Here is a 22,055-nt window from a genome sequence, read left to right as displayed (position 1 = left end):
AGGGATGGGTCGATCGGCGCTCAGATCTCCTCGCGCAGAGCTGACTTGAGGATCTTGCCGGTGCCCGAGCGCGGGTAGTCCTGACGGACGATGAGCTCCTTGGGCAGCTTGTACCGGGCCAGGCGCCCGTCGCAGAACTCACGGACCTCGTCCAGGGTCGGCGGGTCGCTGGGCTCTGCCGGGATGACGACAGCCACCGGGATCTCGCCCCACCGCTCGTCGGCGCGGCCGACGACGGCGACCTGAGCCACCTTCGGGTGATCGGCAATGACATTTTCCAGCTCGGCGCAGTAGATGTTCTCCCCGCCGGAGATGATCATGTCCTTGATCCGGTCGACGACGTAGAGGAATCCCTCCTCGTCCTGGCGCACGAGGTCACCCGAGTGGAACCAGCCTCCGTAGAAGGCCTCCGCCGTCGCCTCCTCGTTGCGCCAGTACCGCGACATGACACCGGTGCCTCGATAGACGATCTCGCCCACCTCACCCACCGCGACGTCATCCATCTGCGCGTCGACGACCCGGATCGAGAAGCCGTAGATCGGTCGGCCGACCGAACCCACCCGCTGCAGGGCATCCGCTGCAGGCAGCGACACCCCGGACGCGGTGGTCTCCGTCTGGCCAAACGCTGCCGTGACACCTGCCCCCTCGAAGGTCTGCATCATCCGGCGAAGCAGGGCCTCGGTGGCCGGCGCAGCCCCCCAGCTCATGTAGCGCAGCCTCAGGTCTCGCTCACCGACGCGTGGCTCGTCGCACAGCAGCTGCCACTGCGCCGGGACGAGGAAGGTCGTCGTGACACCTTCGCACTCCATCGCGTCGAGGATCTCGGTGGCGTCGAAGGCACGGCTCGGCATGATGAGCGCGCCCGCGCCCACCACCAGGTGCCCCAGGTACGAGCAGAAGGCAGCGATGTGGAAGAGCGGGGAAGCGACCATGAGGGTGTCGCTGTCGTCGATCCCCCAGGCCTTCGCCGTCCGGAGGGCGCTGGAGCTGAAGTTGCCGTGGGTGAGGACCGCTCCCTTGGGGCGGCCGGTCGTCCCCGACGTGTACATGATCGCGGCGTCGTCCGTATGCCCCATGGCGACGGGCGCGGGCGTGCTGGCCGAGGCGAGCTCCCGCAGGGAGAGCCCGCCGTCAGTCCTCGCGTCGAGGCTGACGACCGGGATGTCGCTCCCGTGCGAGCGGAGCGCGTCCAGACCGAGCCTCAGCAGCTCGCCGTCGACGACGATCACCGTGGGCTCTGCGTTGTCGATCAGGTAGGACACCTCGCCGGCGGCCAACCTGAAGTTCACCGGGACGACGATCGCGCCGAGGTAGAGGACCGCGAGCGTGGTGTCGACGAACTCGGACCGGTTGGGGGACAGCAGGATCACCCGATCTCCCCGCTTCACGCCCAGCTCCGCCAGGACTCCCGCCGTCGCCCGAACCCGCTCGAGCAGCTCGGCATAGGTCGTCGTCTCCCCCTCGAACCGCAGGGCCACGTGGTCGGGCAGCTCGTGCGCGTGGCGCAGCAGCCAGGAGATCGGGGTGTTGGTCCGTGAGAGCTCCAGCTCGGCAGCTCCCACGTCGGGAGCCACGCTCCGCTCAAAGATGGTCGACATCGACAGTCTCCTTCGACTGGTACTGGGCATGAGGGGCCGAGCTCAGGTGATGGGCAGCCGGGGTGCCAGCCCGTCAGTCACCAGGGGCCACAGCCCGTCGGGCCCTTGGGCCACCGCCAGCTCCGCGAGAACCCGGTCCCAGTGCCGGACGGGGAAGGGGTCGTTGCGCCACCGGAGGACCGGCCTGGTCACGAGGTGCAGGTCGTGCTCGCGGGTGGTGCCCATCGCACCGTGGACCTGGTGTGCCTGACGCACGACCGTGCTCGAGGCGTGACCGACGCACGAGGCAGCCGCAGCGATGGCGAAGCGACTCGCGTCGGCGGTGAAGCCCGAGCGCACCACCTCCACGAGGGCCGCCGTGGCAGCCACGCGGGCCAGTCCTGCCTCGACGGCCATGTCGGCGACGAGGTGCTGCACTGCCTGGAACCGGGCAAGGGGACGGCCGAACTGGACCCGCTCGGTCGTGTGTCGCACGGCGGAGTCGAGCGCGGCCTCGAGAGCCGCGCTGACCTGCAGGCTGCGGGCCCAGGTCCAGCGCAGGCACAGCTCCTCGAGGAGGTGACCCGGGACCGGCTGCCCGGCGAGCGTGGCGAGGTCGACGCGCACGTGTCCGCAGGGTGCGTCGCTCAGCTCTGCCGCCGCCGTGACCGTGAGGTCGTGCGTCGCGACATCCGCGAGCTGCCAGGTCCCATCGTGCTGCCAGAGGAGCACCACGCGGTCGGTACCCCCCGCCCAGGCGACGTCATCGGCTGCGCCCGCAGCATCCACGATCGCGACAGTTCGGGTCGCGTCGTCATCCGGCGCCGAGATCTGGTCGAGGAGCCATCCCGCCAGCAGGTCGTTCTCGACGACGGGCACGAGGGCACCATGTCGAGCGCACTCCTGGATCAGGGCGGCCGCCTCGGGCCACCCCGCCCCGCTCCCGCCTCGGTCCTCTGAACCGGTGATGCGGGTGAGGCCGGCTGCCGCCAACGTGCCCCAGAGCTCGCGATCGAGGCGACCCTCCTGCGGGTGACCGGACGCGGCGTGCTCGGAGATGATCTGGTGGATCACGGCGGCGATCTCAGGATCAGGGGCGCTCGGATCGGTGGTCCTCGTCGTCGTGCTCATCGCATCCCCAATCCTCGGGCGACGACACCACGGAGGATCTCCGTCGTCCCGCCGCGCAGTGTGAACCCCGGACGTTGCAGGAGCGACGTCGTCATCAGACGGGCCAGCCGATCGTCAGAGCCCCCGGCACCCAGCGTCAGGTTGGCCGTCTCGGCAATGCTGCCCTCGAGGTCGGTCCCGATGATCTTGACCAGTGCAGCAGCAACATCGGCGTCCTCGCTGCGCTGCAGCGCCCCGGACACCGCCATGGACATCTGGTGCAGTCCCCAGATCCGAGCGAGGGTCGCCCCGATCTCGGGGTCGGCCACCGAGTCATGAGCCGCCGCACGCACGACCTCGGCCTGCAGTCGGATGGTCGACATGAAGCGCTCCGGACCCGACCGCTCGAAACCGAGCTCACTCGTCACCTGCCGCCATCCGGCGCCGATCTCGCCCAGGACGAGCTCGTCGGGCACGAAGACCCCGTCGAGGTGCACCTCGTTGAAGTGGTGCTGGCCCCCCATGGAGATGATCGGGCGGATCTCGACCCCGGGCTGTCGCAGCTCGACGATGAGCTGGCTCAGTCCTGCATGCCGGTCCTGCGGGTCGACCGGGGAGGTGCGCACCAACGCGAAGAAGGCATCGGCCTCGTGCGCGCCACTCGTCCACACCTTCGTCCCGGTGACCTTCCAGCCGCCGTCGACCCGCTCCCCCTTCGTCCGCACGGAGGCGAGGTCTGAACCGGAGTCGGGCTCGGACATCCCGATGGCGAAGCACAGCTCACCGGCGGCGATGCCGGGCAGGTATCGCTCTCTTTGCACCGGGGTCCCGAAGCGCAACAAGGTCGGCGCGATCTGTCGGTCGGCCACCCACTGGGCGGCGACGGGCGCGCCAGCGGCGAGCAGCTCCTCGGTGACGACGAAGCGCTCCATGAAGCTGCGCCCACGGCCGCCGTACTCCGTGGGGATCGTCATGCCGAGCCAACCGCGCTCAGCCAGCCGACGGGTGAAGGCGGTGTCCCACTGGGTCAACCAGGTGTCGACCCCGGGCGTGATGTCGCCGCGGGCCACCTCGTCCGCGAGGAACTCGCGCACCTCACGCCGAAGGGAGCGGAGGGTCTCGTCCTCGGAGTTCACCGCAGGAGTGAGCGAAGCTGTCATGTCATGCCTCTCTTGGACGGTCGTGCTGCCGTCGCCATCATGTCCCGGTGAACTCGGGGGCGCGCCGCTCAAGCATCGCTGACACTGCCTCGGCATGGTCCCGGGTGGCGTGCATCAGCGGCTGCATCGCAGCCGCGAGCTCGAGGTTGCTGTCGAGGCCCTGGTGCTGCGCCTCCCGGAGCAACCGCTTGGCGCCTCGCACCGCGTGCGGAGGATTCACGGCGATCCGTGCGGCCAGGGCACGGGCCGTGGGCAACAGCTCCTCGGGTGCGACGACCCGGCTCACCAGACCCCACTCGAGCGCCGTCGCCGCATCGACCCGGTCACCGGTGAGGGCCATCTCCGCGGCCCGGGCCGCGCCCACGGCCCGCGGCAGGAGCCAGGCACCACCATCGCCCGGGATGATCCCGAGCTTGACGAAGCTCTCCGCGAAGAAGGCATCACTCGATGCGATCCGCAGGTCGCACATCAGCGCGAGGTCGCACCCGGCGCCGATCGCCGGGCCGTTGACCGCGGCGACGACAGGCACGTCCAGCGCAGCGAAGGCCCGCGGGATGCGCTGGATCCCATGGCGATAGCCCTCGCGGGAGAGGTGGGGTGGCCCGCCGAAGGGGGGCACCCCCTTCGCCATGTCCTTGACATTGCCACCGGCGGAGAACGCGGAACCGGCACCTGTCAGCACGATCGCGCGCACGTCGTGGTCCCGGTTGACCCGGTCGACGTGCGCCACGAGGGCGTCGACGACGTCGCTGTCGGAGACCGGGTTGCGCTGCTCCGGACGGTTGACGGTCCAGGTCTCGGTGAACCCGTCCCGGTCGATGAGCACTGCTTCGGAGGTCATGAGCGCCAGCCTTTCTGCACGCGGTGGTCGAGGATGGCGACGACGCCGTTGGCCACGAGGCCGAAGAGCCCGATGACCACCAGAAGTGCCCAGACGGACGCCGCGTCGAAGGTCTGCTGTCGCACGACGAGCAGTCGTCCGACACCGGCACCCGAGCCGATGATGTCGATGAGGAGGGCGATGACGAAGCCCTGGGACACCGCCACGCGGGTCCCGGTCATGATCGCCGGGAGGAGCGATGGGAAGACGACCTTGCGCAGCTGGTCGATCGTGGACAGACCGAGCACCCGACCCATCTCGAGTCTCACGGGCGGGATCGTCTGGCGTGCGGTCACGGTCGCCAGCAGCACGGGCCAGACGATCGCGATGAGCATGACGATCGCGCTCATCCCGATGCTGACGCCGAAGATCACCGTGGCGATCGGGACGAGGGCCGGCGAGGGCATCGACCGGAAGAAGTCGAGGAGCGGGCTGAGAGCGAGCTCGACCCGGCGAGACGCACCGATGGCCCAGCCGAGGACGACGCCCACGAAGACACTGATCGCCAGCCCCAGGAGGAAGGTGAGCATCGTGCGCCAGACGGCGACGACGAGCAGGCCCTCCTGGTGCATGCCCTGGGCGGCCGTCCACCACTGGCTGGGAGGAGGGAAGGTGAAGGAGGTCGGGTCCCCGAAGACCTCCCAGAGGATGAGTCCGAGGACGAGAGGGCTCAGCCCGAGGACGAACCCGAGCGGACGCGAGGACCCGATCCGACGAGTGCGCTTGGGCCCTGCCTGCCGGCCGGTCCGCTTGCCCACGGCCGCCTCGGCGATCGCGGCGCTCATCGGGCCTGTCCCGGCTGCAGGCGGTTGACCACAGTGGTCAGACCGATGTTGAAGATCCAACCCAACCAACCGCACACGACCACGAGAGCCCATTCCTGACCAATCTGCAGTGAGTTCTGCGCCGTGATGAGCGACCACCCGATCCCGCTCGGGACGATGATCATCTCGGCGATGATCGTCGCGATGAGCGCAGTGACCGCGGCCAGACGTACTCCGACGAGCAGACTCGGGACGATGGCCGGCAGGGTCAGACGCAGCACCGACTTCATCCGGCTGAAGCGGAACATCCGTCCCACCTCACCCAGTCGGGGGTGGACGGCCCGGACGCCGTCGGTGGTGTTGACCAGCATCGGCCAGGTCGACGCGATCGCGCCGACGATGACCTCGGTGCGCATCTCGGCCCCGAGGACCAGGAGCAGCACCGGCATGATCGAGACGACCGGGATCGTGCGCAGGACGTCAAAGCTGGACCCGGTGAAGAACCGGAAGCCGGTCCACAGCCCGAGGAGCAGCCCGAAGACGCCACCCGAGACGACCCCGATCGCCGTGGCGGTGAGGGCGACACCGATGGTGTGGAGCACCGGCTGGACGAGGGAGTCGGTCTCGACGAGCTCGCGGAACCCGGTGACCACCTCGGTCGGCGACGGCAATGACGAGAAGTCCGCGAAGGGACCGACGACCGCGAGCAGCTGCCACAGGGCGACGACGAGGAGGATCACCCCGATCCCCAGCGGGTTGGTACGGCGAAGCAGCGCCATGACTCAGGCCCCCTTGACCAGTTCGATGGCGCCGCTCAACCGGTGACGCAGCTCGAGGAAACGCGGGTGCTCACGAGTCGTGATCTGGTTGCGCGGCCGCTCGAGATCGACGTCGACATCCATCGACAGGTGGCCGGGCTCACCCTTGGAGACATTGCCGGCGATGACGTACGTCCGGTCGGAGAGATAGATCGCCTCTTCCAGGTCGTGCGTGATGAAGATGATCGTCGCCGCATTGGTCTCGTGGAGCTGCAGGAGGACATCCTGCAGCGAGGCCTTGGTCAACGCGTCGAGCGCACCGAAGGGCTCGTCCATGAGGAGCACGCGCGGGTCCAGAGCCAGGGCACGAGCGATCTGGACGCGCTGCTGCATGCCACCGGAGAGGCTGGACAGGTAGTCGCCCTCCCGGCCCCGCAGCTGAACGGCGTCGATGGCGCTCTCGACTCGTCCGGCGATCTCGCTCTTGGCCATCCGGCCCTCGAGCGGCAGCGCGACATTCTTCGCGACGGTGCGCCACGGGAGGAGCGCGTTGCCGTAGTCCTGGAAGATCGTCACGACGCCGTCGGGCGGCCCGTTCACCTGGTTGCCCTGCAGCGTCAACGTCCCCTCGGTGATGGGGGTCAGCCCGCCGAGTGCCCGCATCAGCGTGGTCTTGCCCGTCCCGGAGCGGCCGACGATGCCCACCACCTCTGCGGGGTTCACCCGCATCGTGACGTCTTCGAGGATGCGTCGCGTACCTGCGGTGTTCGACAGGTCGACGGACACTGAGTCGAGTTCATACATCGGTTCGGTCATGGTGGTGCCTTTCGCTGCAGGGTTCGGCAGATGGTGCGAGATGGCGGCCGGCAGGGGCGCCGCCGGGAGGCGTCGCCCCCGCTACCGGCGTCAGTCCTTCGGCTCGTAGACCTTGATCTTGTCCTCCGGGTAGTCGCCCTTGATCGTCCCGTTGGCCTTGAGGACATTCCAGGTGGCCTCGTGCTGCGCGGGCGTGTTCTCGAGCGTGTACTCGGGGATGATCGCGTCCTTGGCCAGCTGGTCGGGCATCTTCAGCCACTTCTGCAGGACAGCGCGCGCGCCGGCCTCGTCCTTGTTCACGTCGTCGACGCCCTTCTGCAGGCCGTCGAGCCAGGCATTGACGAGGTCGGGGTTGTCCTGGACCCACTTCGTGTTCGCGGCGTACATCGACGAAGAGGCCGTCGTGACCTTGCCGGCGCTGACCTCCTTGTGGGCCTCCACCGCGAGGTCCTTGCCCCACAGGTTCATCCCGGCTCGCTCGAGGGATCCGTAGTACGGGTTGGCCGTGAGCGCGGCGTCGATGTTGCCGGACTTCAGGTTGTCCGGGTGGCTGCTGTAGGGCATCTGGACGATCTCGTACTCGGTCGGCTTCACACCGGCCTCGGCCATGAGGTACTTGAGCGACTCCGCGGTGAGACCGGTGAGCGTCGGCGCTCCGATCCTCTTGCCCTTGAGGTCCTTGAGGCTCTTGATCTTGTCCTTGGTGGCCAGCGTGATGCTCACGTAGTCATCGGACGCGTTCGTCGTGTTGTTGATCAGGGTGTTGTCCAGGCCCTTGGCGAGCGAGGGCGCGTAGACCGCGCTGTTGGTGAAGACGATGTCGAACTGCTTGCCGGCGGCGGACTGCCAGGCCGAGACCTCGAGGCCCTCGGTGAGATCGATCTCCAGGCCCTCGTCCTTGAAGTAGCCCTTCTCCATCGCGACCTTGATCGGCAGGCTCGAGACGCCGGGGACCATCGTCACGCGCAGGGGCTGGGTACCGTCCGCGTTCTTGCTGGGGGCGTCGCTACCGCCGCACCCGGAGAGCGTCAGGGCGCTGACGGCAAGCACCGCGGCAAGGGAAGTACGTGGGCGAAAGGCGTTCATCTTGATCCTCGTTGATCTCGACTGGGAGCGGTTCGACCGCGGTGGATCCCACGGTGTGACATCGCTTTGGTGTGGTCCCATCGGATCACCGGCAGGGTGACGGGGGCAAAGACATGAGTGCGAAGTGATGTATAGCCATGGCCTATGCAGTGAGGTCGTGGACGTGCCCACATGGCGAAGGGGGGAGCCTCGTGAACTGCTCCCCCCTTCGCTCACCCGTGGCGCTGGCTCAGGGCGCCTGCTCGACGACGTCCTTCGGGGTCGCCGGCCAGGCCGGGACGAAGTCGGGGTAGTCGCGGGACACCGTCATGGGGAAGCTCGGGCTGCGCTTGTCGAGGAAGGCGCGCACGCCCTCTGCCACGTCGGCACCGGCGCCGAGGTGGTGGATGGCCTGCGAGTCGACGCGGTGCGCCTCCCAGGGGCTGCTCTCGCCCAGCATCTGCCAGAGCATCTGGCGCGACGCAGCGACCGCGACGGGCGAGGTGTTGTCGGCGATCTCGCGGGCGATCGCGTACGCCGTCGGCAGCAGGTCCTCGTCCGGGACGACCCGGGAGACGAGCCCGCCCGCCAGGGCCTCCTGCGCGTCGATCAACCGCCCGGTCGCGACCCACTCCATGGCGGTCGATATGCCGACGACCCGCGGGAGGAACCAGCTCGAAGCGGCCTCCGGGACCAACCCACGACGAGCGAAGACGAAGCCGAAGCGAGCCGATGCGGCGGCGATGCGGATGTCCATCGGCAGCTGGAGCGTGGCACCGATGCCGACGGCAGGGCCGTTGACCGCTGCGATGACCGGCTTGAGGCTGCGGGCGATGCGCAGGCTGACCGTGCCGCCGCCATCACGGGGGACGCCCTCGATGACTCCGTGCTGCCACCGCGGTCCCCGCTCGTCGGCCGTGTCGCTGTTGAACGTGGAGGCTCCCTGGGAGAGGTCCGCGCCGGCGCAGAAGGCCCGCCCGCGGCCGGTGACCACGACGACCCGCACGCTGTCGTCGGCATCGGTACGGTCGAAGGCCTCGATGAGCTGGGTGCGCATCGTCGGGTTGTAGGCGTTGAGGCGATCGGGTCGATCGAGCGTCACCGTGGCGATGCCGTCCTCGATGGTGAGGTCGACGGCGTGCTCAGGGGTCTCTGCAGTGGTCATCGTGGGGCTCCTGCTTCGAGGTGGATGGGCTCAGGGGTGGACTCGCCGGCACTCGTGGGGAACCACCGCTCGGGTACCCCCGGCCGGGCACGCACGAGGTCCCGCCGCTCGAGGACGACGAGGTGGGCAATGGTCTCGCGCAGCGCCATTCGTCGCAGGTGAGGGGCCATCGTCAGGATGGGCCGGGACCAGGTCAGCTGGTCGCACACCTCGTTGGCCGTCGGGGCGGGCAGCGATCGGATGGCGGCCAGCAGCTCGTCGAGGCGCTCCTCGTGGTGACCGACGAGCTCGCGGGCCCGGCTGCCGAGTCCCCGGAAGCGGTACTCGTGGGCCGGGAGCACCTCGTCGGGGTCGAAGGCGGCGACCTTGCGCAGCGAGGCGAGGTACTCGCCGAGCGGGTCGATCTGCTGGCCCGGGATGACCGCGATGTGCGGGCTGATCCGGGGCAGTACGTGATCGCCGGAGAAGAACAACCGCCGCCGATCATCGAAGAGGCAGATGTGACCGGGCGTGTGCCCGGGCGTGTGGACGACCGTGAGCTCGGACCCGACGATGCGAAGGGTGTCGCCGTCGAGGAGCTCGCGATCGACGCCGTGGTCGAGCGGCAGGCGTTCCATCGCAATCGTGCCGGCGCCGACCAGGAGCGCATCCGGCGCCCCGGCAGCCACCAGCTGGGCGACGGCGTCAGCGCGAGCAGCAGCCACCTGCTCCGGGTTCTGCTCCAGGACGAGGGCGGCGTCCGCTGGGTGCATACCGATCCATGCGTCGGACTCCTCACGCAGCCGTGGCGCGAGCCCGAAGTGGTCGGGATGCATGTGGGTGACGACGATGCCGCTGACATCGGTCAGGGCGTGGCCCGTCCCGATGATGCCCTGCGTGAGTGCCGTCCACGCGTCCTCGTGGTCCCAGCCCGCGTCGAGGACGAGCAGACCGTGCTCGTGCGCGAGCAGGTGGATGAGGACATACCGCAGGGGGCTGTCGGGTATGGGCACCGGGATCGACCACAGCCCGGGACGGACCTCTTCGACCGGCGGGAGAACTCCCTCACGCCACGCTTCTCGCTGTGCCGTTCCGGTGATCTCCACCATGGCCTCCTCAGGCTGTCGAAACCTCACCCAAGCAGCCCGCCACGGCCCCCGACAAAGACCGAGAAGCGATGCGGTCATGAGCCCGGCCCTATCCGACGACGCCTCTCGCCCGGCGAGGTGCGCGGGATATGGTTCACAGGTGGACCTGCGCTTGATGGAGTACTTCGTGGCGGTCATCGACAACGGTGGTGTGACCAAGGCTGCGAATGCGCTCTACATCGCTCAGCCGTCCCTCTCCCAGGCGATCCGCAGCCTCGAGCGCGAGGTCGGCGCAGAGCTCTTCGACCGGGGCGGACGAACGATGACGCTCACCGACGCAGGCAAGGTCTTCGAGACCGGCGCACGGGTCACGTTGCGTGACGCCGAGCGCGCCCGCGCCCGGGTGGCCTCGGTCCGGGCCCTCCAGTCGGGCCGTCTCAGGATCGCGGCGAGCCCGGCCATGGCGCTCGACCCGCTCCCGGCTGCCGTCGCCCGGATGAGGGAGCTGCACCCCAACATCCAGTTCTTCATCACCGAGCCGGGGTCGCCGTCCGAGGTGGTCACCGATGTCCGTCTCGGTCGCGCGGAGATCGGCCTGACCTATCTCGACGTCGCGACGGGACCGCTCGTCAGCGTGCCCTTCGGTGATCAGGAGCTCGGGCTGGCCATCGCCCAGGACCTCGCTGCCGATCTGCCATCCCCCTTCCCGCTCGACCGTCTCCACGAGGTGCCGCTCGTCCTCGAGAGTCGGGAGGGCACCGGAAACAATGTGGTCGACGAGGTCATCCGGTCGTCCGGCGCGACCGTCGTCGTCCGAACCGCCTTCCGGCACGCGGCGTGGGAGCTCGTCCAACAAGGGGTCGGGGCGGCGATCCTGCCGATCGACTTCGCGCGAACCCGCATCCGCCGCGTCGTCACGATCCCGACCGATCCACCTCTCGTGCGTCCCATCGGGGCAGTGCATCGCAAGGCAGTCCTCTCCCCCGCGGCTCAGGTCTTCATGCGAGTGCTACATCAGCCCTTGACCCAACCCACTCCGTTGCGAGATCGATGAGCGCGGCACCCACGGGTGAGAGCTCGCTCGCGTCGTAGACGAAGCCGAAGGACCGTCGCATGGCCGGCGCCACCGGACGGCAGACGATGCCTCGCGCAGCCGCGGACTCGGCCATGGCACGCTCGAGAAAGGTCCCACCGACCCCGGCCGCCACGAAGGCCAGCCGCGCCTCACGGTGCTCGAGGACCGCTGCTGGTGGCACGGCCCGCCCGACCTCGGTGAGCGCCGCCTCGATCTCGCCGGACAAGGATCCTCCGGGCACGACCACCAGGGGAAGGTCCGGGAGGTCGGCGATGTCGATCGGCCCGTCTCCGGGGGGCAGCAGGTGTGCCTGCGAGGGCGGGACCGCGTACCAGTACTCCTGGATCCCCAGGGGGAGCACGTCGAGCGGTCGGTCACCGGGCCGACCGCGCGTGAAGGTCTCGACGGGGAGGTGGGTCAGGACGACCTCGACATCCCCGCTGCGCAGCAGCTCGCTCCCGGCCGTGTCCTCGCGCAGCCACTCCAGGTGCACCTGGGTGCGGGGCAGTCGTTTGTGGAACTGCGCGATCAGCTCCACGACCGGGCCCATCGCGAGAGAGGGCGCCGACGCGATCTGGATGACGCCCGCGAGGTTGCCCTCGTGGTTGCTCACCGACGAGACCGTCGTGGCCGCATCGCGCATCAGCCTGCGTGCGGGACCAGCCAGGGCGTGCCCGGCCGAGGTGAGGACCATGCCGCGTCCGATGCGGTGGAAGAGCTCGATGCCGAACTCGCGCTCGAGGGCTCGCAGCGCTTGGGAGATCGTCGGCTGGGCGACTCCGAGCTGGGCTGCCGCAGCGTTGATGCTCCCGTGGTCCCGCACGGCGAGGAAGTACTCGAGCTTGGGCAGGTCCATGACGGCACGGTAGTCGCTCACGCAACCACCGCGCCGACGGGTTGGATCAGCGCGGCGCCATCCGGATGGCGCCGTCCAGACGGATCGTCTCGCCGTTGAGGTAGCCGTTGCGCAGGATCTCCGTGGCGAGCGAGCCGAACTCGGCGGTGGATCCCAGGCGTGCCGGGTTCGGCACGGTCGACTCGAGCGAAGCCCGCACGTCGTCCCGCAGGCGTGCCAGGAGGGGCGTGTCCATGATGCCGGGCGCGATCGTGCAGACCCGGATCCCCTTGCTCGCGAGGTCGCGAGCCGCAGTGAGGGTCATGCCGACGATGCCTGCCTTGGAGGCCGTGTAGTTGATCTGGCCGATCTGCCCCTCGTAGGCAGCGACCGACGCGGTGAGCACCACCGCACCGCGGTCGCTGTCCTCGGTCTCGTGACGGGCCATCCGCTCCGCACCGAGACGGATCGCGTTGAAGGAGCCGATGATGTTGAGACGGATGACGAACTCGAAGTCCTCGAGCGAACCGGCGGAGCCGTCCTTCTCGAGGATGCGCATGCGCCGACCGGCACCAGCGCAGTGCACGAGGCCGCGCAGTCCCCCCTTCGCGTCCGCGACGTCGAGGGCGGCAGCGAACTGGTCGGCGTCGGTGACGTCCGCCGCGGCGAATGTGACCGCGTCACCGAGCTCCGCGGCGACGGTCTCGCCAGCCGAGGTGGGCAGGTCGATGATCGTGACCCGGGCGCCCTCCTCGACGAGCTTCTTCACGGTGCCGAGGCCGAGGCCCGAAGCGCCTCCGGTCACGGCGATGGACTGTCCGGTGATGATCACGGGTGATGCCTTTCAGGAGTGAGGTGCTGGGGGAGGCTGGAGATCAGAGGAGCTCGAGGATGGTGGCATTGGCCATACCGCCGGCCTCACACATCGTCTGGAGCCCAAAACGGTGGCCGTTGTCCCGCATGTGGTGCACGAGACGCGTCATGAGGACGGCGCCGGAGCCACCCAGGGGGTGACCGACGGCGATGGCTCCACCCAAGGGGTTGAGCGCCTCGTCTGGGACGCCGAACTCCGCCTGCCACGCCATGGGCACGGGGGCGAAGGCCTCGTTGACCTCGAAGGCGCCGATGTCCCCGATGGACAGCCCGGAGCGCTCGAGCGCCTTGCGGGTCGCGGGGATCGGGCCGGTCAGCATGATGACCGGGTCGTCGCCGGTCACGACAGTCGTGTGGATCCGGGCGAGGGGCGTCCATCCGCGGGCAGCGGCCACCTCGCTCGTCGTGACGAGCAGAGCGCCTGCCCCGTCGGAGATCTGCGAGGAGTTGCCGGCGGTGATCACACCGTCATCGGCGAAGGCGGTGCGCAGGCCTCCGAGGGTCTCCGGGGTCGAGCCCCGTCGCAGGCCCTCGTCGACCTCGAGGATGCCGGGAAGCGCCGCCAGCTGCGCGTCCAGAGCGCCGCTGTCGATGGCGGCCGCTGCCCGCTCGTGCGAGCGCGCCGAGTACTCGTCGAGCTGGGCGCGGCTGAGGCGCCAGCGTTCCGCGACCATCTCTGCGCCGACACCCTGGTTGAACTGCTCGACGTTGTAGCGCTCGTACACCGACGGCGAGTAGGGGTCGCCGTCGAGACGGTTGGCGCCCATCGGCACCCGGGACATCGACTCCACACCACCGGCGACCGCGATGTCGTACTGGCCGGAGATGACACCGGCCGCAGCGAAGGCGACCGCCTGCTGGCTCGAACCACACTTGCGATCGATCGTCGTGCCGGGGACGGACTCGGGCCAGCCGGCAGCGAGCGCGCCGATGCGGGCGACATTGCCGGACTGGTCTCCGACCTGGCTGACGCATCCCCAGATCACGTCGTCGACATCGACCGGGTCCAGCCCGACCCAGTCGGTCACTGCACCGAGGACTCGGGCAGTGAGGTCGGCCGGGTGGATCCCGGCCAGGGATCCGTTGCGCTTGCCGACGGGGGTCCTGACGGCATCGACGATGACGGCGTCTCTCATGGGTGCTGCTCCTGTGGGTGAGTACTGCGACGGACGCCCGATCGGGCCATCCGCTCCTGTGTTTCAGCAGACCACGGGGCTCGAGAGCCGCACAAAGACCTGCCGACGATCCGGCCCATAGCGCGTCCCTATGCATGCGCCCGCAGTCAGAGACCGACGTTGAACTCCGGGTCGACGCGAACGTCGAGGAGGAAGAGGCCCTGCGGGTTGCGCAGGCGGTCGGCGACAGCCTCCAGGTCGTCCAGCGAGGCGATGACAGCCCCGTCGCCGCCGGCGGCCCGGGCAAGCGGGACGAAGTCCGGCCAGTTCGTCATCGAGTGCTGAGGGTCGACCCCGAAGTGCACCAGCTTGACGTGCTCAGCCCCGTACGCGCCGTCGTTGTAGAGCACCACGACGACCGGACCGCCTTCTCGCGCAAGGGTGGGCAGCTCCGCGAGCGACATTGCCAGTCCCCCGTCACCGATGGTGAGGACCGAGACCCCGTCCCCACCCCGCGCGACGGACGTGCCGAGCGCGCCGGCAACCCCCAGACCGATCGCGCCGAAGGCGCCCATCGTGGTGAAGGCTCGACCGTCGGGAACGTGCAACCAGGGCCACGCGCTCAGCGTGAAGCGACCGATGTCGCTCACGACATTGCGCTGCACCGGCAGTAGGTCATGGAGCGCAGCCGAGACCAGCCGCGGGTCGACGCATCCGCTCGAGCGGTGCTCACGGACGTCCGTGCGAGGGTCGTGCCCGGCGAGCGCGCGGCGGACTCCGTCACGCCAGCCCGATGTCGGGCGGTGCTCCATCTCGGCGAGCAGCTCGCTCATCGCTTCCGCCGTCAGACGAGCGTCGCCGCTGAGCCCGAGCTGAGGTTCGAGGTACCACCCGAGTGCGGCCGCGTCGGCGTCGACCTGGACGAGGGTCTTGCCCTCGAAGAGCGTCCCCCGGGCCGTCGTGTACACGCCGAGACCGGCGCCGATGGCGAGGACCAGGTCGGCTTCCGCGATGGTGTTCACGGCCACCGCGTGCGACAGGTTGCCGCAGATGCCGATGTTGTCCTGGTGCCCACGGAAGAGCCCGCGTCCGAGGAGAGTCGTCGCGACCGGCGCGCCGAGCGCGTCGGCCAGGGCCAGGACGGCGTCCTCGCCCTCGGCCTCGATGACGCCGCGCCCCGCGAGGACCAGCGGGCGACGAGCCGCGGCGACCATCTCGATGGCCGCCTCCAACTCGCTGCGACGCGGCGCCACGGGAGCCGGCAGGGCGAAGGGAGCCGAGGCCCCGGTGACCTCGATGTCGGCTCGCAGCATGTGGATCGGCAGGTCGAGGACGATCGGCCTGCGCTCGGCCTGCGCTCGGCGCAGGGCACGACGCAGGTCCCGCGCGGCCGAGGCGGGGGTGTGCACCCGCTCGAAGCCGCACTCCCCAGCCGCGGCGACGGCGGCGATGTCGATGCGTTGGAAGTGGGTGGGGTCGATCGGCGTCGCCCCGGTCATGAGGACGAGCGGGGTGCGCGCCCGGGAGGCCTCGACGAGAGAGGTCAGGGTGTTGGTCAGTGCCGGACCGTGCGTGACCGATGCCAGCCCCACCCGCCCGGTGGCGCGTGACCACGCGTCCGCAGCACCGACGGCCGAGCCCTCGTGGGCGACACCGACGAATCGGCCGCCGGCCTCCTTGAAGGAGGCCAGGTAGAGCATGTTGGCGTCACCCATGAGTCCGAAGACGGTGTCCACCCCCATGCCCTGCAGCGTCTGGGCGAAGGCTTCGTGCAACTTCATGCGTTGTCCTCTGGTCGAGCACTGGTGGCGGTTCCTGCGATGAATCGGGCGTCGTACTCGGCGCGCACCTCGGCGCGGCGCAGCTTGCCGGCTGTCGACCGGGGAAGATCGTCGACGATGTGCAGCTCGCGGGGTCGCTTGGGACCGGCGAGGACATCACGCAGGCGAGCGCTGACGCGGTCCGTCACCCCTGTCGGGTCGACCCCGTCCTCGAGCCGGAGCAGCGCGACGACTCGCTGGCCCCAGTCCTCGTCGGGCGCGCCGATGACCGCGGCGTCGGCGACGTCGGGGTGGCCGAGCAGCGCGGCCTCGACCTCCGCCGGGTAGACGTTGACGCCCCCGGTGAGGATGAGGTCGGTCCGGCGGTCGGCCATGAACAACCAACCGTCATCGTCGAGGTGCCCGAGGTCACCCGTGGTGACCCACCCGTCCTGGAAGGCCGCCGCGGTCTTGACGGGGTCCCCGAGGTACTCCACCGGGATCAGCGGTCGGTACCAGATCTGCCCGACCTCGCCGGGAGGAGCGGCCGTGCCACCCTCCCGCCGGACGACGACGTCCGTGCCGGGGACCGGACGTCCCACGGTGCCGGGACGCTCCAGCCACTGCTCGGAGGTCACGGTCGTCACCGAGCCCTCGGTGGCGCCGTAGAACTCGTGGATGACAGGACCGAGCCAGTCGATGACGCCGCGCTTGACGTCCGGAGGGCAGGGCGCTCCCGAGTGGATGACGCTGCGCAGCGAGCTCAGGTCACGTCGTCGGCTTGCCTCCGGCAGCCGCAGCCACCGTCCCATGACGGTCGGGACCGTGAAGAGGTGCGTGACGCCGTGCTCTTCGATGAGTGCCAGCACGTCCTCGGCGCTCGGCCGCTCGGCGAGGACCACGGTGTGCCCCAGCTCGAGGGCGAAGTGCGAGATCGTGCCCGGCGCTGCGTGGTAGAGCGGGCCGGCGACCAGGTAGGTGCCGGGCTCACCGGGGGTCATCCCGAGACGTGCCATGAACTCGGTGAAGCCCGCCGATGGACCGGGCGGGCGTCCGCTGAGAGGCTTGCGCACCCCCTTCGGCCGTCCGGTGGTCCCGGAGGTGTAACCCATGAAGTCGCCCGCGGTGAGGTCCTGCGGAGGGCCCGACGGCTGCGCCGCGAGCTCGACCTCGTACTCGGGACCGACCTCGACCACCCGCACCCCGACCGGCCCTTCGGGCAGCCGCAGGGCCTCGTCGACGACGTCGCGGGTGCTCGCGTCGACGAAGCAGAGCCGGGTCCCGGAGTCGGCGAGGAGGTAGGCGATCTCCGGTGGTCGCAGATGGTGGCTGATCGGGGTGAAGTACCGCCCCGTCCGCCCGGTGGCGAGCCGGATCTCGTAGTACTCCCTGCGGTTGGGCAGGATGGACGTGACGACGCCGCCGCGCGGCGATTCCCAGGCATCGAGCGCGTGGGCGAGACGGTCCGCACGGTCGAGCAGCCCGGCGAAGGTCAGGTCGGGACGTCCCGGCTCGACGAGGGCGACCCGGTGGGGTTCGTGCTCAGCGACCGCGACCACGCCGGGGGCGGTGACTGGCCCATGAGTACGCATCAGTTGCGTCCCAGTGCGCGACCACCGTCGATGACCAGCTGGGTCCCCGTGATGTACGAGCCGTGGTCGCTCAGCAGGTAGCAGGCTGCGTCCGCGATCTCCTGCCGGCTGACCAGCCGCCCCAGCGGGACCCCGTCGAGGCCGTTGCGCAGGGCCTCCTCGTCGCGGAAGAGGATGTCGACACCCGCAGTGCCCTCGGTCATGCCGGGGACGAGAACGTTGAGGCGGATGCCGTGTGGGCCCCAGGCCCCCGCGAGCGACTTCGTCATGGCGACGACGCCGGCCTTGGCACTGGCCGAGTGGACCGTGTCCGGCCCGCCCTGGTTGGCCATGTTGGAGCCGATGGAGATGACGGACCCTCCGCCTCCCCGCTCGATCATGTGCTGACCGATGACCTGCGTGCAGTGCCAGGTGCCGTTGAGGACGATGTCCACGACCGCCTGCCAGCCACCCGGGCTGAGCTCGGCAGGAGCGACGCGGAACTGGCCCGCGGCGCTGTTGACGAGGTGGTCGATGCGGCCGAGCTCGGCGACGACGTCGGCCACCATGCTCTCGACGGCGGAGCGGTCCCGCACGTCGAGAGCGCGGGTCGACACATCCCCACCCTCGTCGGCGATCCGCGCGGCCGCTGCGTCCAGGCGCTCCTGGGTCCGGCCGACGAGCACGACGTGCGCGCCCAGCCGAGCCAGCTCGACGGCGATGGCCTCACCGATCCCGGAGCCACCACCGGTGACGACGGCGACACGGTCGGCGAAGGACCCCGCGGAGAGCATCGACGGCGCGCTCATCGCGGCATCACCAGGGGACGCAGCTCGTTCTTCAGCAGCTTGCCGGCCGTGGAGGTCGGCAGGGACCCGACGATCTGGACCGCGCGCAGCTTCTTGTAGGGCAGCACGCGCTCGGCGACCCAGTCCTTGATCTCGTCAGCCGTCGGCTGCTCGCCCGCGGTCGGGACGACGAAGGCGACGGGCTCCTGGCCGAAGGCCTCGTGGTCACGACCGACAACGGCCGCCCGATCGACCTGGGGGTGGCCTGCGAGCAGGTCCTCGAGCTCTCGTGGATAGACGTTGTACCCCTTGTAGATCAACATGTCCTTGGCCCGGTCGGCGATGCGCACCATGCCCTCGTCATCGACATAGGCGATGTCTCCGGTGGCCAGCCAGCCATCGACGAACTGGCCCGCGGTCTCACCCGGCAGGTTGAGGTAGCCGTCGGTGACCTGCGGTCCCCGGACCCAGATCTCGCCGCGCTCGCCGACGGGCAGGACCCTCCCTTCGCCGTCGCGGATCTCGATCTCGGTGTCGGGCACGGGGACACCGACGCTGCCGATGACACGAGGAGCCGTGCTGAAGGGAGGGAGTGCGGTCACGAGGCACGTTCCCTCGGTGAGGCCGTAGCCCTCGGTGACCACGGCATTGGGGAAGACGGCCGCGAGCTGGTCGAGCGTCACCGGGTCGATCGGGGCCGCCCCGGACGAGACCACGCGGACGCTGGAGAGGTCGCGCTCTCCCGCCGTCGGTTCCCGGACGAGTGCGTGCCACATCGTCGGGGACCCGGTGATGTAGCTGACCGCGTGCCGCTCGACGAGGTCGAGCATGGCCGCCGGGTTGAAGCGCCCCGCGATGACGAGGGTCAGGCCCGCACCGAGGAGGAAGGAGGAGTTGATGAGGGCGTGGGCGTGGAAGAGCGGGGAGACGACGACAGTCGCCCCCTCGCCCACCACGACACCGGGCTCGCCGGTGACGGGGAAGGGATCCAGCTCTAGCCGACGGTCCGCGACCCGCAGACCACGACCGGCGCGCCAGGCGACCATCTGGCTGACATTGGCCACCACATTGCGGTGGAGCACCCGCACCCCCTTGGGGGTGCCGGTCGTGCCTCCGGTGTAGACGATGTGCGCGACGTCGTCACGATCGAAGGTCGCGTCGGGGCGCCCTTCGCCGTCCCGGTCGAGGAGCGTCGACCAGGCCCGGACCGACTGCGAGGAGACGACGGGATCATCCTCGGGGTGGGGTGCGCCCGGGGTGCACTCGACGAGGACGATGCCCATCGAGTGACCGCCCGCGGCGAGTTCCTCCGCTGCGGCGAGGAGGTTGGCGACATTGGCCGGGTGGCTGACGGCCATGCGGGCCGACGTGTCCTTGATCTGCGAGACGAGTCCTGGGACCGGGGTCAGCGGGTTGACCGGCGAGACGGTCGCACCGGAGAGCAGCACGCCGTAGTAGGCGGTGAGGAAGCGCGCCGTGTTGGGCAGGTGCAGGAGCACGACATCGCCCGGTCCGATCCCCTCCCGCTGCAGGCCACGCGCGACAGCGCAGGCCTCGTCGTAGAGCTCGGTGTAGGAGAGGGTCAGCTCGCCGTCGACGACGGCCGCGCGCTCGCCGTAGCGAGCTGCCATGCCCTCGACGAGGTCGGCGATCGTCGCGTGGGTGTGGTCCAGGTGTCGCGGCATGCCCTCGGGCCAGTAGGCGTTCATGTGACGATTCCGTCCTCTCGCAGTGCGGTGGTGGTGGATGCGTCGAGCCCCAGCTCGGCGAGGATCGCGTCGGTGTCCCGGCCCACGGAGGGGGCACTCGTCGGCACGGCGGTCGCCGTCCCGGAGAAGCGGGGCACCGGCGCCGGCTGAGCAGCTCCGTCGATCTCGACGAAGGCGGAACGGGCGACGTTGTGCGGATGGCAAGGCGCCTCGTCCATGTCGAGCACCGGTGTGACACAGGCGTCGACGTCGGCAAAGACCGCCTCCCAGTGGGCTCGCGGCTGGCCTGCGAAGGCCTCCGAGAAGAGCTCGCGCTGGTGGTCCCAGGTCTCGCGCTGACGCTGCCGCTCGAGATCGACCTGCCCGGTGAGACCGAGCTGCTCGACGAGGGTGGCGAAGAACTGCGGCTCGACGGCACCCACGGCCATGTACCCACCGTCGGAGCACACGTAGCTGTCGTAGAAGGGGGCGCCGGAGTCGAAGATCTGCTCGCCTCGCGCCAGGTCCCACCGGCCCGTGGAGCGGTAGCCGTAGATCATCGCCATGAGCGCCGCCGACCCCTCGACCATCGAGGCGTCGACCACTTGGCCACGGCCGGTGGTGCGGGCCGACAGCACGGCCGAGACGACGCCGAGCGCCAGCAGCATCCCACCGCCGCCGAAGTCACCGACGAGGTTGAGCGGCGGCGTCGGGGCGGCGCCCTTGCGACCGATCGCGGCGAGGGCTCCGGACATCGAGATGTAGTTGATGTCATGGCCCGCGCGAGGGGCGAAGGGGCCGTCCTGGCCGAAGCCGGTCATCCGGCCGATGACGAGGGCCGGGTTGATCTCGAGGAGCGATGCCGGGTCGAGCCCGAGGCGCTCGAGGACACCCGGGCGGAAGCCCTCGAGGAGGATGTCGCTGCCAGCGGTGAGATCACGCACGAGCTGGACTCCGCGGGGGCTCTTGAGGTCGACCGCGATCGAGCGCCGTCCCCGGTCGAGCACCGGGTTGATCGCGGCCTGGTCGCCGGCCCGGTGCACCCGCACGACGTCGGCGCCGAGGTCGGCGAGCATCATCGCGCAGAAGGGCCCCGGACCGATGCCACTCAGCTCGAGGACCCGGACCCCGGCCAGCGGGCCCGAGGGCCCGCTGGCCGCGGTGTCGCTCATCGTCCCTGCCACACGGGAGAGCGCTTCTCGGCGAAGGCGCGGGCGCCCTCCTTCGCGTCCTCCGAGGAGTTGACGGCGTCGGAGATCGCTCGCTGCGGCGTCCAGCGGTCCTCGTGCGGCCAGGTGACGTACTCGACCATGATCTGCTTGCTCGCGGCCACGGCCAGCGGGCCGTTCGCCGCGATGCGGTCGGCGAGCTCGACCGCTGCCTCGAGGGCGCCACCGGTCTCGGTGAGCGTGTTGACCAGACCGAGGTCGTGGAAGCGCTCGGCAGAGGCGAAGTCACCGGTGAGCGCGAGCTCCATGGCGATGTTGCGCGGCACTCGCTCGGGCAGCCGCTGCAGGCCGCCCGCGGCGGCGATGAGGCCGCGCTTGACCTCGGGGATCCCGAACTTCGCGCTGCGTGCGGCGACGACCAGGTCGCAGGCCAGGACGATCTCGCACCCACCGGCGAGGGCATAACCCTCGACGGCTGCGATGACCGGCTTGCGCGGGGGACATTCCGTGATGCCGGCGAAACCCCGGCCCGGGATCGATGGCCGCTCGCCCCGCAGGAAGGCCTTGAGGTCCATCCCCGCGCAGAAGGAACCGCCCGCGCCGGTGATGACTGCCACCGAGAGGTCGGCGCGCTCGTCGAGGGTGTCGAGCGCCGCGGCGATCCCCTCCGAGACCGCCAGGGTCACGGCGTTCTTGGCCCGCGGGCGGTTGATCGTGATGATCAGGACGCCGGGCCGCTCCTCGACGAGGACCTCGGCGGCATCGGAGACGTCTGGGACGACGGACTGCGTGTCAGTGCTCATGGCAAACCTTCTTGGT

At 69.9% G+C, this 22,055-nt stretch carries 20 protein-coding genes; 1 reads left to right on the top strand and 19 read right to left on the bottom strand.

The genetic code is table 11. From position 1 onward, the window contains the following. Positions 1 to 20 precede the first annotated feature (20 nt). From ASG73_RS03480 to ASG73_RS03435, 10 genes are all read right to left on the bottom strand, one after another. On the bottom strand, positions 21 to 1,598 hold the full coding sequence (locus ASG73_RS03480; protein ID WP_055990749.1) for an AMP-binding protein: 1,578 nt from the start codon (positions 1,596 to 1,598) through the stop codon (positions 21 to 23). 42 nt (positions 1,599 to 1,640) lie between these two features. Further along, complete coding sequence (locus ASG73_RS03475) at positions 1,641 to 2,708, bottom strand: acyl-CoA dehydrogenase (RefSeq protein ID WP_055990746.1); 1,068 nt, start codon at positions 2,706 to 2,708, stop codon at positions 1,641 to 1,643. Beyond that, positions 2,705 to 3,847 (bottom strand): acyl-CoA dehydrogenase family protein, encoded by a 1,143-nt coding sequence (locus ASG73_RS03470; protein ID WP_055990743.1) that lies wholly within the window; start codon positions 3,845 to 3,847, stop codon positions 2,705 to 2,707. The genes ASG73_RS03475 and ASG73_RS03470 overlap by 4 nt, the downstream gene beginning before the upstream one ends. A 37-nt stretch (positions 3,848 to 3,884) precedes the next feature. Beyond that, on the bottom strand, positions 3,885 to 4,688 hold the full coding sequence (locus tag ASG73_RS03465; RefSeq protein WP_055990740.1) for a crotonase/enoyl-CoA hydratase family protein: 804 nt from the start codon (positions 4,686 to 4,688) through the stop codon (positions 3,885 to 3,887). Further along, the gene (locus ASG73_RS03460; RefSeq protein ID WP_055990737.1) at positions 4,685 to 5,512 is read right to left on the bottom strand and encodes an ABC transporter permease; all 828 of its coding nucleotides are present in this window, start codon (positions 5,510 to 5,512) and stop codon (positions 4,685 to 4,687) included. Before ASG73_RS03460 ends, ASG73_RS03465 begins: the two co-directional genes overlap by 4 nt. Then, positions 5,509 to 6,270, bottom strand: a complete 762-nt coding sequence (locus ASG73_RS03455) for an ABC transporter permease (RefSeq protein ID WP_055990734.1) — start codon at positions 6,268 to 6,270, stop codon at positions 5,509 to 5,511. Before ASG73_RS03455 ends, ASG73_RS03460 begins: the two co-directional genes overlap by 4 nt. Before the next feature lie 3 nt (positions 6,271 to 6,273). Next, entirely contained in the window at positions 6,274 to 7,053 is a 780-nt protein-coding gene (locus tag ASG73_RS03450) for an ABC transporter ATP-binding protein (protein ID WP_200946662.1), read from the bottom strand. A gap of 102 nt (positions 7,054 to 7,155) precedes the next feature. Then, a complete protein-coding gene (locus tag ASG73_RS03445) occupies positions 7,156 to 8,115 on the bottom strand; it encodes an ABC transporter substrate-binding protein (RefSeq protein WP_055990732.1) in 960 nt (319 codons plus the stop codon). A gap of 265 nt (positions 8,116 to 8,380) precedes the next feature. Next, complete coding sequence (locus tag ASG73_RS03440) at positions 8,381 to 9,295, bottom strand: enoyl-CoA hydratase-related protein (RefSeq protein WP_055990729.1); 915 nt, start codon at positions 9,293 to 9,295, stop codon at positions 8,381 to 8,383. Further along, positions 9,292 to 10,380, bottom strand: coding sequence for an MBL fold metallo-hydrolase (locus tag ASG73_RS03435; RefSeq protein WP_200946660.1), 1,089 nt, complete (start codon positions 10,378 to 10,380; stop codon positions 9,292 to 9,294). Before ASG73_RS03435 ends, ASG73_RS03440 begins: the two co-directional genes overlap by 4 nt. 142 nt (positions 10,381 to 10,522) lie before the next feature. Here ASG73_RS03435 and ASG73_RS03430 point away from each other — a divergent pair, with 142 nt between their 5' ends. Next, positions 10,523 to 11,416, top strand: a complete 894-nt coding sequence (locus ASG73_RS03430) for a LysR family transcriptional regulator (protein ID WP_055990723.1) — start codon at positions 10,523 to 10,525, stop codon at positions 11,414 to 11,416. Here the strand turns inward: ASG73_RS03430 and ASG73_RS03425 are convergent. The 9 genes from ASG73_RS03425 to ASG73_RS03385 form a co-directional block, all read right to left on the bottom strand. Beyond that, on the bottom strand, positions 11,361 to 12,314 hold the full coding sequence (locus tag ASG73_RS03425) for a LysR family transcriptional regulator (protein ID WP_055990720.1): 954 nt from the start codon (positions 12,312 to 12,314) through the stop codon (positions 11,361 to 11,363). The two genes, ASG73_RS03430 and ASG73_RS03425, sit on opposite strands and share 56 nt — an antisense overlap. A 25-nt stretch (positions 12,315 to 12,339) precedes the next feature. After that, complete coding sequence (locus tag ASG73_RS03420) at positions 12,340 to 13,104, bottom strand: SDR family NAD(P)-dependent oxidoreductase (protein ID WP_055990717.1); 765 nt, start codon at positions 13,102 to 13,104, stop codon at positions 12,340 to 12,342. A gap of 43 nt (positions 13,105 to 13,147) precedes the next feature. Next, positions 13,148 to 14,281: a thiolase family protein gene (locus ASG73_RS03415; protein WP_055990714.1), complete on the bottom strand. Its 1,134-nt coding sequence runs from the start codon at positions 14,279 to 14,281 to the stop codon at positions 13,148 to 13,150. 146 nt (positions 14,282 to 14,427) lie between these two features. Beyond that, positions 14,428 to 16,041, bottom strand: a complete 1,614-nt coding sequence (locus tag ASG73_RS03410) for a thiamine pyrophosphate-binding protein (protein ID WP_055990711.1) — start codon at positions 16,039 to 16,041, stop codon at positions 14,428 to 14,430. Continuing rightward, entirely contained in the window at positions 16,038 to 17,579 is a 1,542-nt protein-coding gene (locus ASG73_RS03405) for an AMP-binding protein (RefSeq protein ID WP_200946659.1), read from the bottom strand. The genes ASG73_RS03410 and ASG73_RS03405 overlap by 4 nt, the downstream gene beginning before the upstream one ends. Before the next feature lie 32 nt (positions 17,580 to 17,611). Beyond that, positions 17,612 to 18,400, bottom strand: coding sequence for an SDR family oxidoreductase (locus ASG73_RS03400; RefSeq protein WP_200946658.1), 789 nt, complete (start codon positions 18,398 to 18,400; stop codon positions 17,612 to 17,614). Further along, a complete protein-coding gene (locus ASG73_RS03395) occupies positions 18,397 to 20,088 on the bottom strand; it encodes a class I adenylate-forming enzyme family protein (RefSeq protein ID WP_055990708.1) in 1,692 nt (563 codons plus the stop codon). Before ASG73_RS03395 ends, ASG73_RS03400 begins: the two co-directional genes overlap by 4 nt. After that, entirely contained in the window at positions 20,085 to 21,239 is a 1,155-nt protein-coding gene (locus tag ASG73_RS03390; protein ID WP_055990705.1) for a CaiB/BaiF CoA transferase family protein, read from the bottom strand. Before ASG73_RS03390 ends, ASG73_RS03395 begins: the two co-directional genes overlap by 4 nt. Next, positions 21,236 to 22,039: a crotonase/enoyl-CoA hydratase family protein gene (locus ASG73_RS03385; RefSeq protein ID WP_055990702.1), complete on the bottom strand. Its 804-nt coding sequence runs from the start codon at positions 22,037 to 22,039 to the stop codon at positions 21,236 to 21,238. Before ASG73_RS03385 ends, ASG73_RS03390 begins: the two co-directional genes overlap by 4 nt. Positions 22,040 to 22,055 lie beyond the last annotated feature (16 nt).

The sequence above is a fragment of the Janibacter sp. Soil728 genome (genome assembly GCF_001428305.1).
Classification (GTDB): domain Bacteria; phylum Actinomycetota; class Actinomycetes; order Actinomycetales; family Dermatophilaceae; genus Janibacter.
Note: the sequence above shows the minus strand (reverse complement) of the source record. Positions and strands in the feature narration are given on the sequence as shown.

What these genes read in the sequence shown, in the direction of transcription:
- ASG73_RS03480 (WP_055990749.1), bottom strand. Translation starts at nt 1,598, where the DNA reads ATGTCGACCATCTTTGAGCGGAGCGTGGCTCCCGACGTGGGAGCTGCC.
- ASG73_RS03475 (WP_055990746.1), bottom strand. Translation starts at nt 2,708, where the DNA reads ATGAGCACGACGACGAGGACCACCGATCCGAGCGCCCCTGATCCTGAG.
- ASG73_RS03470 (WP_055990743.1), bottom strand. Translation starts at nt 3,847, where the DNA reads ATGACAGCTTCGCTCACTCCTGCGGTGAACTCCGAGGACGAGACCCTC.
- ASG73_RS03465 (WP_055990740.1), bottom strand. Translation starts at nt 4,688, where the DNA reads ATGACCTCCGAAGCAGTGCTCATCGACCGGGACGGGTTCACCGAGACC.
- ASG73_RS03460 (WP_055990737.1), bottom strand. Translation starts at nt 5,512, where the DNA reads ATGAGCGCCGCGATCGCCGAGGCGGCCGTGGGCAAGCGGACCGGCCGG.
- ASG73_RS03455 (WP_055990734.1), bottom strand. Translation starts at nt 6,270, where the DNA reads ATGGCGCTGCTTCGCCGTACCAACCCGCTGGGGATCGGGGTGATCCTC.
- ASG73_RS03450 (WP_200946662.1), bottom strand. Translation starts at nt 7,053, where the DNA reads ATGTATGAACTCGACTCAGTGTCCGTCGACCTGTCGAACACCGCAGGT.
- ASG73_RS03440 (WP_055990729.1), bottom strand. Translation starts at nt 9,295, where the DNA reads ATGACCACTGCAGAGACCCCTGAGCACGCCGTCGACCTCACCATCGAG.
- ASG73_RS03415 (WP_055990714.1), bottom strand. Translation starts at nt 14,281, where the DNA reads ATGAGAGACGCCGTCATCGTCGATGCCGTCAGGACCCCCGTCGGCAAG.
- ASG73_RS03410 (WP_055990711.1), bottom strand. Translation starts at nt 16,041, where the DNA reads ATGAAGTTGCACGAAGCCTTCGCCCAGACGCTGCAGGGCATGGGGGTG.
- ASG73_RS03400 (WP_200946658.1), bottom strand. Translation starts at nt 18,400, where the DNA reads ATGAGCGCGCCGTCGATGCTCTCCGCGGGGTCCTTCGCCGACCGTGTC.
- ASG73_RS03395 (WP_055990708.1), bottom strand. Translation starts at nt 20,088, where the DNA reads ATGAACGCCTACTGGCCCGAGGGCATGCCGCGACACCTGGACCACACC.
- ASG73_RS03390 (WP_055990705.1), bottom strand. Translation starts at nt 21,239, where the DNA reads ATGAGCGACACCGCGGCCAGCGGGCCCTCGGGCCCGCTGGCCGGGGTC.
- ASG73_RS03385 (WP_055990702.1), bottom strand. Translation starts at nt 22,039, where the DNA reads ATGAGCACTGACACGCAGTCCGTCGTCCCAGACGTCTCCGATGCCGCC.